General features: G+C 76.0%; 12 protein-coding genes. 6 read left to right on the top strand and 6 right to left on the bottom strand.

From position 1 onward, the window contains the following. The first annotated feature begins 222 nt into the window (after nt 1-222). From EV188_RS02895 to EV188_RS02920, 6 genes are read left to right on the top strand one after another with little or no spacing between them, the layout of a single operon-like run. A complete protein-coding gene (locus tag EV188_RS02895) occupies nt 223-1,623 on the top strand; it encodes a lysine N(6)-hydroxylase/L-ornithine N(5)-oxygenase family protein (RefSeq protein ID WP_133824698.1) in 1,401 nt (466 codons plus the stop codon). Continuing rightward, nucleotides 1,620-2,405, top strand: coding sequence for an SDR family NAD(P)-dependent oxidoreductase (locus tag EV188_RS02900; RefSeq protein WP_133824699.1), 786 nt, complete (start codon nt 1,620-1,622; stop codon nt 2,403-2,405). The genes EV188_RS02895 and EV188_RS02900 overlap by 4 nt, the downstream gene beginning before the upstream one ends. A gap of 46 nt (nt 2,406-2,451) precedes the next feature. Beyond that, nucleotides 2,452-3,684: an isochorismate synthase gene (locus EV188_RS02905; protein ID WP_133824700.1), complete on the top strand. Its 1,233-nt coding sequence runs from the start codon at nt 2,452-2,454 to the stop codon at nt 3,682-3,684. Further along, nucleotides 3,681-5,381, top strand: coding sequence for a (2,3-dihydroxybenzoyl)adenylate synthase (locus EV188_RS02910; RefSeq protein ID WP_243741437.1), 1,701 nt, complete (start codon nt 3,681-3,683; stop codon nt 5,379-5,381). Before EV188_RS02905 ends, EV188_RS02910 begins: the two co-directional genes overlap by 4 nt. Then, a complete protein-coding gene (locus EV188_RS02915) occupies nt 5,378-6,049 on the top strand; it encodes an isochorismatase family protein (RefSeq protein WP_279536698.1) in 672 nt (223 codons plus the stop codon). The genes EV188_RS02910 and EV188_RS02915 overlap by 4 nt, the downstream gene beginning before the upstream one ends. Further along, nucleotides 6,046-8,661 (top strand): condensation domain-containing protein, encoded by a 2,616-nt coding sequence (locus EV188_RS02920; RefSeq protein WP_166659690.1) that lies wholly within the window; start codon nt 6,046-6,048, stop codon nt 8,659-8,661. Before EV188_RS02915 ends, EV188_RS02920 begins: the two co-directional genes overlap by 4 nt. Before the next feature lie 64 nt (nt 8,662-8,725). Here the strand turns inward: EV188_RS02920 and EV188_RS02925 are convergent, their stop codons facing one another. Genes EV188_RS02925 through EV188_RS02950 form a run of 6 tightly spaced genes read right to left on the bottom strand, consistent with a single transcriptional unit; the run spans nt 8,726 to nt 13,124 of the window. Further along, nucleotides 8,726-8,965 carry an MbtH family protein gene (locus EV188_RS02925; RefSeq protein ID WP_133824702.1) on the bottom strand — a complete coding sequence of 80 codons (240 nt, stop codon included), beginning with the start codon at nt 8,963-8,965 and terminating at the stop codon, nt 8,726-8,728. 4 nt (nt 8,966-8,969) lie between these two features. Then, a complete protein-coding gene (locus EV188_RS02930) occupies nt 8,970-9,206 on the bottom strand; it encodes a phosphopantetheine-binding protein (protein ID WP_133824703.1) in 237 nt (78 codons plus the stop codon). Nucleotides 9,207-9,237: 31 nt separating this feature from the next. Continuing rightward, nucleotides 9,238-10,092 (bottom strand): ABC transporter ATP-binding protein, encoded by an 855-nt coding sequence (locus EV188_RS02935; protein WP_133824704.1) that lies wholly within the window; start codon nt 10,090-10,092, stop codon nt 9,238-9,240. Between the two features lies 1 nt (nt 10,093). Next, entirely contained in the window at nt 10,094-11,143 is a 1,050-nt protein-coding gene (locus EV188_RS02940) for a FecCD family ABC transporter permease (protein ID WP_166659691.1), read from the bottom strand. Then, complete coding sequence (locus tag EV188_RS02945; RefSeq protein ID WP_133824705.1) at nt 11,140-12,189, bottom strand: FecCD family ABC transporter permease; 1,050 nt, start codon at nt 12,187-12,189, stop codon at nt 11,140-11,142. The genes EV188_RS02940 and EV188_RS02945 overlap by 4 nt, the downstream gene beginning before the upstream one ends. After that, nucleotides 12,186-13,124 (bottom strand): methionyl-tRNA formyltransferase, encoded by a 939-nt coding sequence (locus tag EV188_RS02950; RefSeq protein ID WP_133824706.1) that lies wholly within the window; start codon nt 13,122-13,124, stop codon nt 12,186-12,188. Before EV188_RS02950 ends, EV188_RS02945 begins: the two co-directional genes overlap by 4 nt. Nucleotides 13,125-13,133: the final 9 nt, after the last annotated feature.

The following is a 13,133-nucleotide window of genomic DNA, read 5'->3' on the forward strand; positions in this document are numbered from 1 at the left end:
GGAGATCGCCGCCACGCCGCACACCGTGGGCGGACCGTCGCCCACGTGGGCGACCGCTGCTCGGCGACCGTACGGACATGGCGTCCGTGGCCCGCGAGGTGCCCGGCGTCCCGTGACCGAACGGTCACCGAATGTGGCCGCTACGACAGTCGCGTCGCCCGATACGGGCGAGTTAGGTTAGGGTCTCCTAACGATCTTGCGGCTCACGGGCGAGGGAGTGCGATGACTCGGGTGTCGGGGCGCGCGGAGACCCTGGACGTCCTCGGGGTGGGCTTCGGTCCGTCGAACCTGGCGCTGGCGCTGGCGGTCCAGGAGCACAACGAGCGGTCTGGCGGGTCCTCGCGGGTGGAGGCCGCCTTCGTCGAGCAGCAGGCGGCGTTCGGGTGGCACCGGGGGATGTTGCTCGAGGGGGCGACGATGCAGGTGTCGTTCCTCAAGGACCTGGTGACGATGCGGGATCCGACGAGTCCGCGGTCGTTCCTGAACTACCTGCAGGGCCAGGGGCGGCTGGCGGACTTCATCAACACCAAGACGATGTTCCCGTCGCGGGTGGAGTTCCACGACTACCTGGAGTGGTGCGCCGCCGATGTGCGCCACCTGGTCTCGTACGGCACGCGGGCCGTGGCCGTGCAGCCCGTGGCCGGCGACGACGGCACGGTCGACGAGCTCGACGTGGTCCTGCGCGACGCGGCGGGCGACGGCACCCGCACGGTCCGCACGCGCAACCTCGTCCTCGCGACCGGGCTCGTGCCGTGGCTCCCGCCGGGCGTGCAGCGCTGCGAGCGCATCTGGCACAACAGCGAGCTCCTGTACCGCCTGCGCGACCTCGCGCCCGCCCCGCCGCGCAGCCGCCGCTACGTGGTGGTCGGGGCCGGGCAGAGCGCCGCGGAGGCCACCGCCTACCTGCACGACCGCGAGGACGCGGCCGCCGTGCACTCGGTGTTCTCCCGCTACGGCTACAGCCCGGCCGACGACACCTCGTTCGCCAACCGGATCTTCGACCCCGAGGCGGTGGACCACTTCTACGCCGCCCCGGGCGAGGTCAAGCAGATGCTCATGGACTACCACGCGAACACGAACTACTCGGTGGTCGACCCGGAGCTCATCGGTGATCTCTACGCCCGCGCCTATCAGGAGAAGGTCGGCGGGGAGCAGCGCCTGCACGTCCACGGCGCCAGCCGCGTGACCGGGGTCCCGGAGGCCGCCGCCGGCGACATCGATCTCCAGGTCGAGTTCCTGCCCACCGGACAGCGGCACACGATCAGCACCGACATCGTCGTCTACGCCACGGGCTACCGGCCGATCGACCCGAGCGGGCTGCTGGGCGACGTCGGCGCGTGGTGCCGGCGGGCCGAGGACGGCGAGCTGCTGGTCGAGCGCGACTACCGCATCACCACGACCGCGCCCCTGCGCGCCGGGGTCTACCTGCAGGGACCCACCGAGCACACGCACGGCATCAGCTCGACGCTGCTGTCGACCACGGCCGTGCGGGCCGCCGAGATCGTCGACTCGGTGCTCGGGCACCGCCGCCCCGAGCCCGAGCTGCCGGTCGCGCACGACGCGGTGGGGGAGCACGCCACGCTCGGGTCGGGTGTGGGCGACCCGGGGGTGATCACCGAATGAGCGCCGCGACCGGGCCGGCGCTCGTCACCGGCGCCGCCGGAGGGATCGGGGCCGCGGTCTGCCGGCGCCTCGCCGACGCGGGCGCGCCGGTCGCCCTGCTCGACCGCGACGCCGACGCCACCGAGGCCGCCGCCGACGCCCTGCGCGCCCGCGGCGCCACCGCGGTCGCGGTGCCGGGCGACGTCACCGACGCCGGAGCGGTCGAGAAGGCGGTCGCCGCGGCCGAGGACGCGCTCGGGCCGCTGGACACGCTGGTCAACGTGGCCGGGGTGCTGCACGTCGCGGCCGTCACGGAGATCGACGACGCCGACTGGCGCCACTGCCTCGACGTCAACGCCACCGGCGTCATGCACGCCTGCCGGGCCGTCGGGGCCCGGTTCGCCGGGCGCGGCCGCGGGTCGGTGGTGACGGTCGCGTCGAACGCCGCCGGCGTGCCGCGCACCGGGATGGCGGCCTACGCCGCGTCCAAGGCGGCCGCGGTGGCGGTCACCCGCTGCCTGGGGCTCGAGCTCGCCGGGCAGGGCGTGCGGGCCAACGTCGTGTGCCCCGGCTCGACCGACACCGGGATGCTCAGTGCCATGGGGGCGATGGGCGACCTGCCCGCCGACCACGCCGCGCTGGTCCGCGGGTCGGCGGAGACCTTCAAGCTCGGCATCCCGCTGGGCCGGGTCGCCGCGCCCGAGGACGTCGCCGAGGTCGTCGCGTTCCTCGCCTCCGACGCCGCCCGTCACGTCACCTTGCAGACCGTCTACGTCGACGGCGGGGCCTCGCTCGGGCCCTGACCGCGCTGTTCTCGCACGACCACCCGCCCGCTGTGAGAGGACACCCATGACCAGCACCCCGACCAGCGCCGGTCCGGACCCCGACGTGTCGCTCGACGTGCCACCGGGACCGGGGTCCGGGCCGGGCGCCTTCCTCTTCTCGACGCGCGAGTCGACGCTGCGCACGACCGGGGTGCGCACCCGCGTGCCCGCGGCGTCGCCCGGGTCGGTCGGCGCGATGGCCGCGGCGACGCTCGCCGCCGAGCGCGCCGCCGGGAACCCCGACCCGCTGGTGGTGGGCGCCATCGGGTTCGCGCACGGCGAGGCCCGCCTCGTGGTGCCCGCGCACGTCCACCGCACGCCCACCGTCGCCCGCGAGGCCGGGGACGCGCCGCCCGTCCCGCCGCTGGTGGCGCCACCGTCGGCGCCGGCCTCGGTCGGCACCCGCTGGGACTTCCGCGCCGAGCCGCCCCCGCCGCGCTACGCCGCCGCCGTGGCCCGCGCGCTGGAGATGATCGCCGAGGGCGAGTTCGAGAAGGTCGTGCTGGCGCGCGCCGCCACCCTGACCGCGCCCGAGCCGCTCGACGTCGCCGCGGTGCTCGAGCGCCTCGCCGCCCGCAACCCCACCGGCTACGTGTTCGCCGCCGACGTCACCGACCCCCAGGAGGCGGGCCCGCGCACCCTGCTCGGCAACAGCCCGGAGCTGCTCGCGGCCCGGCGCGGCGACGCCGTCGTGTCCCACCCGCTGGCCGGGACCGCACCACGCAGCCCCGACCCCGAGGAGGACGCGCGCCGCGGCGAGGTCCTCGCGCGGTCGACCAAGGATCTGCGCGAGCACGCCCTCGTCGTCGACCGGGTCGCCGAGCGCCTGGAGCCCTTCTGCACGTCGCTCGAGGTCCCGTCGGCGCCGAGCGTCACGCGGACCGCGTCGCTGTGGCACCTCGGGACCCGCATCGAGGGCAAGCTCCGCGACCCCGCGCCGACGTCGCTGCAGCTCGCCGAGGCGCTGCACCCGACGCCCGCGGTGTGCGGGGAGCCGACCGGGGCGGCGCGCGCGGCGATCGAGGAGCTCGAGGAGTTCCCGCGCGGCTTCTACACCGGGCTCGTCGGGTGGTGCGACGCCGCCGGGGACGGCGAGTGGGCGGTGACGATCCGCTGCGCCGAGGTCGCCGGGCGCGCGGTGCGCGTCTACGCGGGGGCGGGCGTCGTCGAGGGCTCGCGCCCGGAGGCCGAGCTCGCCGAGACCGCCGCCAAGTTCCGCACGCTGCTCCACGCGCTGGGCCTGGAGGCCACGCCGTGAACGGCGCCGTGACCGCGGTGGCCGACGGCGTCGTGCCCTACCCCGCCGAGGTCGCCGAGCGCTACCGCGCCGCCGGGTACTGGACCGGGCAGACGTTCCCCGACCTGCTCAGCGCGGCCGTCGCCGCGCACGGCGGGCGCACGGCCGTCGTCGGCACCGGACCGTCGGGGGCGCAGCGCTGGACCTACGCCGAGCTCGACGCCCGGGCCCGCGGGCTCGCCGCCGGTCTGGCCGAGCGCGGGGTGTCGCCCGGCGACCGGGTCGTGGTCTGGATGCCGAACGTCCCCGAGTACCTGGAGACGGTCTTCGCGCTGTTCCGGCTCGGCGCCCTGCCCGTGTTCGCGCTCCCGGCGCACCGCAGCAGCGAGATCCGCTACTTCGCCGAGCACGCCGAGGCGGTCGCGATCGTGACGGTCGCCCGGCACGACCGGTTCGACCACGCCGCGGCCGCCGCCGAGGTGGCCGCGGCGGTGCCGAGCGTGCGCCACGTGGTCGTCGCCGCGCCGTCCGGGACCGACCTGCCCGCGCGCGCCGTCACCCTGGCCTCGCTGCGCCACACCCCGCCGGAGACGCTGCCCGGGGACGACGTCGACCCGTCGTCGGTCGCGTTCCTGCAGCTCTCGGGCGGTACGACGGGCCTGCCCAAGCTGATCCCGCGCACCCACGACGACTACCACTACAGCGTCCGGGCCAGCGCGGAGATCTGCGGCCTGTCGCCCGACACCGTGTACCTCGCGGCGCTGCCGGCGGCGCACAACTTCACGATGAGCTCGCCGGGCCTGCTGGGCGTCGTCCACGCGGGCGGGACGTCAGTGCTCGCGCCCTCGCCCGACGCCGACACGTGCTTCGGGCTGATCGAGGCCGAGCGCGTGACCCTCGCGGCCGTGGTCCCGCCGCTGGCCGCGGCGTGGGTGCAGGCCGCGTCGGCGTCCACCAAGGATCTGTCCAGCCTGGCGATGCTGCAGGTCGGCGGGGCCAAGTGCGCGGCCGAGCTCGCGCGCCGGATCCCCGTGGCCCTGGGCGCACGTCTGCAGCAGGTCTTCGGGATGGCCGAGGGCCTCGTCAACTACACCCGCGACGACGACCCGGACGACGTCGTCGAGGAGACCCAGGGCCGCCCGATCTCCCCGGACGACGAGATGCGGGTGGTCGACCCCGCCGACCCGGACGAGCGCGAGGTGCCGCCCGGCGAGGTCGGCGCGCTGCTCACCCGCGGGCCCTACACGATCCGCGGCTACTACCGCGCCGAGGAGCACAACGCCGAGGCGTTCACCCCCGACGGCTTCTACCGCACCGGCGACCTCGTCCGGATCACCGCGCGCGGCGACATCGTCGTCACCGGCCGGGTGAAGGAGCAGATCAACCGGGGCGGCGAGAAGATCGCGGCGGAGGAGGTCGAGAACCACCTCCTGGCCCACCCCGACGTCGTCGACGCGGCGATCGTCGGCGTCCCGGACGACTTTCTCGGCGAGCGCACCCACGCCTACGTCATCCCGGTGCCCGACCGGGACCCGCCGCGCCCGAACGCCCTGCGCCGCTTCGTCCGCGAGCGCGGGGTGGCCGCCTACAAGGTGCCCGACACCGTCGAGGTCGTCGACGCCTTCCCCGTCACCGGCGTCGGCAAGACCAGCCGCCGGGCGCTGCGGACGGCGCTCGCGGCACGCGCCACCGAGAAAGCGGAGGAGAGCCCGTCGTGAGCATTCCGTCGATCGCGCCCTACCCGATGCCGCGGTCGCACGAGCTGCCCGCCAGCCGCCCCGACTGGTCGCCGGACCCCGCGCGGGCGGTCCTGCTCGTGCACGACATGCAGCGCTACTTCCTGGCCCCGTTCTCCCGCGGCGAGGAGCCGGCGAGCGTCTGCGTCGAGAACATCGCGACCCTGACGGCCCGCGCCCGCGGCCTCGGCGTCCCCGTCGTCTACACCGCGCAGCCCGGCGAGCAGCCGCCCGCCGAGCGCGGCCTGCTCGACGACCTGTGGGGCCGCGGCCCGGCCGCCGCCTACCTCGAGGACCCGGGCGTCGTGGCGATCGTCGACGCGCTCGCGCCCGAGCCCGGCGACGAGGTGCTGACGAAGTGGCGCTACAGCGCCTTCCAGCGCACGCGGCTGGCGGAGCTGCTCGCCGAGGCGGGCCGCGACCAGCTGCTGATCACCGGCATCTACGCGCACATCGGGTGCATGGTCACCGCGGTGGAGGCGTTCATGCGCGATGTCCAGCCGTTCCTCGTCGCCGACGCCGTCGCCGACTTCTCGCGCGACCACCACGAGCAGGCGCTCACGTGGACCGCGCAGCGCTGCGGGGTGGTGCTGTCCACCGACGCCGCGCTCGGCGCGCTCGACCACGCGGCGCACCGGGCGCCGGCGTGACGCGTCACCAGCCGGCCCTGCCCCTCACCGGGGCGCAGGAGGGCATCTGGTTCGCCCACCACCTCGACCCCGCCAACCCGATCTACACCACGGGCGCGCGGGTCGACATCGACGGTCCGCTGGCCGGGGACGTGCTCGCCGCGGCGATCCACGAGACCGTCGAGGAGACCGAGGCGCTGCACGTGCGGTTCGTCGTCCGCGACGGGCAGCCGCGCCAGGTCCCGCTCGGTCCGGACGAGCGCTCGCCGTGGGCCGTGGCGCGGGTCGACCTGCGCGCCGAGCCCGACCCGGAGGCGGCGGCGCAGGCGTGGATCGAGGACGCCCTCGCCGCGCCGTCCGACCTGCACGAGGGGCCGCGGTTCTCCCAGGCCCTGTTGCGTCTCGGCGAGGAGCACCACGTCTGGTTCCACCGCTACCACCAGGTGGTGATGGACGCGTACGGCTTCTCGCTGATCGCCCGCCGCGTCGCGACGATCTACGGCGCCCGCCTCGCGTTCGACACGGTGCCGCCGACGCGCGCCGGGTCGCTCGCCGAGCTCGTCGCCGCCGACGGGGAGGCCCGGCGGCTCGCGGGGGAGGCCGACCGCGACTTCTGGACCGAGCGGTTCCCCGGGCCGCCCGAGCCGGCCACGCTCGCCGGCACCACGGCGCGCGTCACCGGCACCCGCCGGCGGCGCAGCAGCACCCTGCCGCCCGAGGTGGTCGTGCGGATGGAGGCCGCCGCCGACCGCGCGAAGGGGCACTGGCCGGAGATGGTGCTGGCGGCCGTGGCGCTGTACCTGCATCGGCTCTCGGACGCCCCGGACGTCGTGCTCGGCGTGCCGATGATGGGACGGCTCGGCCGGCCGGGGGCGCCCGCGGCCCGGACGCCCGGGATGCTCGTCAACATCGTGCCGCTGCGGGTCGCCCCGCGGCCGACGACCACGGTGCGCGGGCTCGTCGCCGACGTCGTCGCCGAGCTGGCCGCGGTGCGGGCCCACCAGCACCACCGCTTCGAGGACCTGCGCCGCGACCTGCGCCTCGACGCCGCCGAGGGCCCGCGCGGGGAGGCCGCGCTGGTCGGGCCGTGGGTCAACGTCCGGCCCGCCGAGCTGCTGCGCTTCGGTGCCCGCACCACCGGCGTCGCCCGCCCCGTCTCCGGCGGCCCGGTGCACGACCTCGCGGTGCACGTCCAGCGCCTGCCCGACGGCGGCCTCGCCCTCGACGTCGACGCCAACCCGGCGACCTACGACGTCGCGGCGCTCGAGAGCCACCACGCCCACCTCGACGCCCTCCTGCGCACCCTGACCGCCGCGCCGCCGGACCGCCTCGTCGCCGCTGTCCCGCTGCTCGACGCCGACGAGCGCGCTGCGGCGGTGGCGGCGGGGCGGGGGACGGCGCCGGCGACGGGCGACCTGACCACGCTGCTCGGTCCCGCGGACGGCCTGGCCGGGCGTCTGCGCGACGCCGGCGCGGGCCCCGGGACCGTCGTCGCCGTGGCCCTCCCGCCCGGCCCCGAGCTCGACCGTGCGGCGCGCGCCGTGCTGCAGGCGGGGGCGAGCGTGCTGCCGGTCGACGTCGACGCCCCGGCCGCGCGCCTGGCGCCGCTGCTCGCCGAGACCGCGCCGGTGCTCGGGGTGGCGGCGACGCCCGACGCGCTGCCGGGGGTGCGGACGATCGCGGTCGACGGCGTTGCGGCGGACGCGGGCGAGGTGCTCGCGGTGGACGACGCCCACCCGGCGCTCGTGCTCCCGGTGCCCGCCGGCCGGCGGCGCCCCGTGGGGCTCGTCCTGTCCCGCGCGGCCGCGCGGGCGCGGCTCGCGGACGGCGGGACGCTCTGGTCCGCGGCACCGCCGCGCGGGAGCACCACCCGGGTGCTCGACCGCGCCCTGCAGGACGTCCCCGACGGCGCGGCCGGCGAGCTCTACGTCGGCGGCGCGGGCCTCGCCGACGGCTACCTCGGGCAGCCCGCCCTGACCGCCACCCGGTTCGTCGCCGACCCCGCCGGGGCGCCGGGGGCGCGGATGGTGCGCACGGGCGAGCGGGTGCGCCGGGACGGCACCCCCGTCGGGCGCCTCGACGGGCTGCTCACGGTGGGTGGGCAGGTCGTCGAACCCGGCGAGGTCGGGGCCGCGCTCGAGGGCCTCGACGGCGTCGCGCAGGCCGTGGTGTCGGTGCGCGAGGGCCAGCTCGTGGCGCACGTGGTCGGGCAGGTCCCCGACGACCTGCGGGCCCGGGTGGCTGCGGTCCTGCCCGCCGCGCTGGTGCCGAGCGCCGTCGTGGTCGTCGACGACTTCCCGCGCACCGCCGACGGGCGGGTCGACACGGCTCGGCTGCCCGCCCCGGCCGCCCGGACCGAGCCCGAGGACCGGACCCAGGAGCGGCTCTGCGCGGTCGTCGCCGAGGTCCTGGGTCTCGAGTCGGTGGGCCCCGACGACGACTTCTTCGCCCTCGGCGGGCACTCGCTGCTCGCGATGCGGCTGATGTCGCGGGTCGGCGAGGAGCTCGGCGTGACCCCGACGGTGCGCGACGTCTTCGACGCGCCCACCCCGGCGGCCCTCGCCGACCTCCTGGGCACGCGCCTGACGCCGACCCGGGTCCTCCGCGGCGACGAGGCCGTCCCCGCGCCCTGACCAGCGCGGACCCCCTGTGAGCGAACTTTGGTGCCACAGCACCAAAGTTCGCTCACATATCGGGTCAGCCCGCGCTCTCCATGCGCTCCACGAGGCTGCGGGGGCGCATGTCGGTCCAGTGCTGCTCGACGTACTCGAGCGCCGCGGCACGGTCGGCGCCGGGCTCGCCGTCCTCACCGGACTCGCCGAACACCACCGTCCACCCGGCGGGCACGTCGGCGAACACGGGCCACAGGCTGTGCTGGCCCTCGGAGTTCACGAGCACGAGGAATCGGCCGTCGGGGTCGTCGAACGGATTGGGCATCGGGTCACGCTCCGTTGAACAGGCGGCTCCAGGCCGCGACGGTGGGTTCCTCGGCGAGGTCGACGAAGCCGATCTCGGCGCCCGTCTCGGCGCGCCACGCCTCGACGAGGCTCATGAGGCGGATCGAGTCGAGCCCCAGGTCCATGAGGTCGTCGTCGTCGCCGACGTCCTCCGGTGCCTCGCCCAGGGCCGCCGCGATGTCGGCCCGGAGCCGGTCGCGATCGAGGGTCACTGCCGCCATGGCTCTCGTCCTTTCGTCTCGAGGGTGCTGGTCACGAGGGATCCGGTGCCAGGGGCTCGTGCCGGGCGTCACCCGTCGCCGCTCCGGGGGCCACCTCCGAGCGCCGACGGCGCCGCCGCGCCGGCACGCACATCGGCGTGTGCTCCTCGGGGTCCGGGACGATCCGCACGTCGAGCCCGAAGACGGCGCGCACCATCGCCGCGTCGACGACGTCGGCGGGCGGGCCCTGGGCGTGGATGCGGCCGCGGTCCATGGCGACGAGGTGGTCGGCGTACCGGCAGGCCTGGTTGAGGTCGTGCAGGACCATGACGACGGTGCGGCCCTGCTCGCGGTTGAGGTCGGCGAGCAGGTCGAGCACCTCGACCTGGTGGGCCATGTCGAGGAACGTCGTGGGCTCGTCGAGCAGGAGGGTCTCGGTGTCCTGCGCCAGCGCCATCGCGATCCACGCGCGCTGGCGCTGACCGCCGGAGAGCTGGTCGAGCGCGCGCCGGCGCAGCCCGGCCGTGTCGGTGACCTCGAGGGCCCACTCGATGTGGTCCTGGTCGTCGCGGGAGAACTGCTGCAGCCACGACTGGTGCGGGTAGCGGCCGCGGGCGACGAGGTCCTCGACGGTCAGCCCCTCGGGCGCGGCGGGCGACTGCGGCAGCAGGCCCAGCCGGCGGGCGACCTCGCGGGTGCCGAGCTTCGCGAGCTCGGTGCCGTCGAGCAGCACCGCCCCGGACCGCGGTGCTAGCAGCCGCGCCAGCCCGCGCAGCAGCGTCGACTTGCCGCAGGCGTTGGCGCCGACGATCGCGGTGATCGCCCCCGCGGGCAGCTCGAGGGAGAGGTCGGCGACGACCGGGTCGCCGCCGTAGCCCAGGGTCAGGCCATCAGCTCGCAGGCTCACGTCAGCCCCCTCCCACGGGACGGTTCGCGCGGTAGAGCAGGTAGAGGAAGAACGGCGCCCCGACGACGGCGGTCACCGTGCCGACGGGCAGCTCGATCGGGGCGAGGACGAGGCGCGCGACGAGGTCGCACACCATCACCAGCACCCCGCCGACGAGCGCGGCCGCGGGGAGCGCCGACGCCCCGGTCAGCCCGGTGAGGCGCCGGGCGATGTGCGGGGCGATGAACGCGACGAACCCGATCGGCCCGGACGCGGCCACCGCGAACGCCGCGAGCGCCGCCGCCACGACCACCAGGCCCAGGCGGGCGCGCTGCACCGGGACGCCGAGCGCGACCGCCGACTCCTCGCCCAGCGACAGGGCGTCGAGGGCGCGGGTGAGCGCCGCGGTCGCCGGGAACAGCACGACCAGCCCCACGACCAGCGGCCAGAACTCGTCCCACGTGACGCCGTTGAGGCTGCCGACGAGCCACACGGCCGCGCGCTGGACGTCGATGAGGTCGCCGACCACCAGCAGGTACGAGGTCCCGGCGGCGAACGCGGCGGCCAGCGCGATGCCGACCAGGACCAGCCGGTACGGGGAGAGCCCGCCGCGCCACGCGAGCGCGTAGACCAGCGACGCCGACGCGACCGCCCCGACGAAGGCGCCGACCGGCAGCACCGCGGGCGGGGCGCCGAGGATGAGGATCGCGACCCCGGTGAGGCTCGCGCCCCCGGTCACCCCGATGACGTCGGGCGCCGCGAGCGGGTTGCGCACCAGCGTCTGGAAGATCAGCCCGGACACCCCGAGCGCCATCCCGCAGCCCAGCCCGACCAGCGCCCGCGGCAGCCGGAGCCCGACGATGATGAACTCGTCGGTGCGCGAGCCCGCCCCGACCAGCGTCGCGGCGACGTCGCCGAGCGGGATCGGGAACTCCCCGAGGCTCACCGACAGGGCCGTCGCGACGAGCCCGACCGCGACCGCACCGAGGCAGACCGCGAGCAGCCGAAGATCGAGCAGTCGCGAGAACGTCCGGGAGCGGACCGGGACGCGGCGCGTGAGGGTGCCCGTCACAGCTGCACCAGCTTCCCGCGGCGCACCAGCCAGATGAACACCGGCGCGCCGATGACGGCCATGACGATCCCGACCTGCAGCTCGCCGGGCGAGACCAGCACGCGGCCCAGGACGTCGGCGACCAGCAGCAGGATCGGGCCCATGAGCAGCGAGTACGGCACGATCCAGCGGTAGTCCGGGCCGACCAGGGCCCGCGCCGCGTGCGGGACGACGAGCCCCACGAACCCGATCGGGCCGGCGACCGCCACGGCGCCGCCCGCGCAGCAGATCACCGCCAGCGCGGCGAGCGCCCGCGAGAGCGCCACGCGCTGGCCCAGCGACCGCGCGACGTCCTCGCCGAGCGCGAGCGCGTTGAGCGCGCGCGTCGAGGACAGGGCGAGCAGCACGCCCACGAGCAGGAACGGCTCCGCGCCCGCGAGCATCCCCAGGTCGCGGCCGGCGAGCGAGCCGACCACCCAGAACCGGAAGGCGTCGAGGGTGCCGGAGTCCAGCAGTGCCAGCGCGGAGGTCAGCGCGGTGAGCAGGGCGGCGACCGCCGCGCCCGCGAGCGCGAGGGTGACCGGGCTCGCCGCCGCCCGGCCCGAGGCCCCGAGCGCGTAGACCGCGACGGCGGCCACCCCGGCCCCCAGCAGGGCGAACCACGCGTAGCCGGTGACCGTCGTGACGCCGAGGACGTAGATCGCGGTGACCACGGCGAACGCCGCCCCGGCCTCGATGCCGAGGATGCCGGGGTCGGCGAGCGGGTTGCGGGTCACGCCCTGGATCACGGTGCCCGCGACGCCCAGCGCCGCGCCGACCGCGATCCCGATCAGCGTCCGGGGCAGCCGCAGCTCCCGGACGGCGACGTGGGCGTCGGTGCCGGCGTAGTCGGTGAACGCGCTGATCACCTGCGCGGGGGAGACCGGCAGCGCGCCCACCGCCAGCGACAGCAGCACCGCGACGACGAGCAGCACCACCCCGGCCAGCAGGCCCGCCGCACGGGCGGTCCCGGTGGTCAGGGGTGGTGCGCTGCGCTCCTCGGCGGCAGGTGCTGCGGTCGCGGTCATTCGAGGTAGTCGCCCATGCGCCGGAACCAGTCGCCCGCGACGTGCTCGACACCGTCCTCGTCGAGGACGCGCTGCAGCACCAGCCCGTGCTGCCCGCCGCGCCACGCGTCGGGGCCCGCGACGACGATCACGCCGCGGCCCTCGCGGGCGAACACCCGCCCGATCGTCCCGCCGGCCTTCTCCTGCGACACCGACGCCTCGAGCACCCGCAGGCGCCGCCCCTCGTGCAGGCACCAGGCGTTCGGGTACGGCCCGGTCTGGGCGCGGACGAGGTTGACGAGGTCCCGCGCGGACCGGTCCCAGTGGATCCTGTTGTCCGGGTCGGCGCGCTTGTGGAAGAACGACGCGTGCTCCGGGTCCTGGCGCAGCCAGTCGTGCGGCCCGTGCTCGATGCGGTCGAACGCGTCGAGCGAGAGCTCGCCGAAGAGCCCGACGGTGCGGTGGAACAGGTCCTCGGTGGTGTCGGTCGGCGTCACCGGCACCGTGCGCTGGGTGATGATGTCGCCGCGGTCGAGGTCGGCGTCCATCCAGTGCGCGGTGATGCCGACCTGGCTCTCACCGTTGATCAGCGCCCAGTTCAGCGGCGAGAAGCCCGCGTACTTCGGCAGCAGCGAGTCGTGGGTGTTCACGGTGCCGCGCGACGGCGCCGAGAACACCTCGGGGCTGATCCACGTCCGCCAGTTGCACGCCAGGCCGATCTCGGCGCCCGAGTCCTTGATCGCCTTGACGAGCTCGTCGTCGACCGCCTTCTCGCGGTAGACGACGGGGATGCCGTGCTCGCGCGCGAGGTCCCCCATCGACTCCTCGAAGATCGCGGGCGCCCACTCGCCCTCCTCGGGGTGGCTGACGGTCAGCACCACCTCGTGGCGGGACTCGAGCAGCGCGGCGAGCAGCCGCGCTCCCCACTTCTGGTAGCCGAACAGCACGACGCGCATGGGTTCCTC

This window comes from Actinomycetospora succinea (genome assembly GCF_004363095.1).
GTDB lineage: Bacteria > Actinomycetota > Actinomycetes > Mycobacteriales > Pseudonocardiaceae > Actinomycetospora > Actinomycetospora succinea.

Excerpts from the sequence above, each read along its gene's own strand:
- EV188_RS02895 (WP_133824698.1), top strand. The coding sequence starts at position 223 with ATGACTCGGGTGTCGGGGCGCGCGGAGACCCTGGACGTCCTCGGGGTG.
- EV188_RS02900 (WP_133824699.1), top strand. The coding sequence starts at position 1,620 with ATGAGCGCCGCGACCGGGCCGGCGCTCGTCACCGGCGCCGCCGGAGGG.
- EV188_RS02905 (WP_133824700.1), top strand. The coding sequence starts at position 2,452 with ATGACCAGCACCCCGACCAGCGCCGGTCCGGACCCCGACGTGTCGCTC.
- EV188_RS02925 (WP_133824702.1), bottom strand. The coding sequence starts at position 8,965 with ATGCCCAATCCGTTCGACGACCCCGACGGCCGATTCCTCGTGCTCGTG.
- EV188_RS02930 (WP_133824703.1), bottom strand. The coding sequence starts at position 9,206 with ATGGCGGCAGTGACCCTCGATCGCGACCGGCTCCGGGCCGACATCGCG.
- EV188_RS02945 (WP_133824705.1), bottom strand. The coding sequence starts at position 12,189 with ATGACCGCGACCGCAGCACCTGCCGCCGAGGAGCGCAGCGCACCACCC.
- EV188_RS02950 (WP_133824706.1), bottom strand. The coding sequence starts at position 13,124 with ATGCGCGTCGTGCTGTTCGGCTACCAGAAGTGGGGAGCGCGGCTGCTC.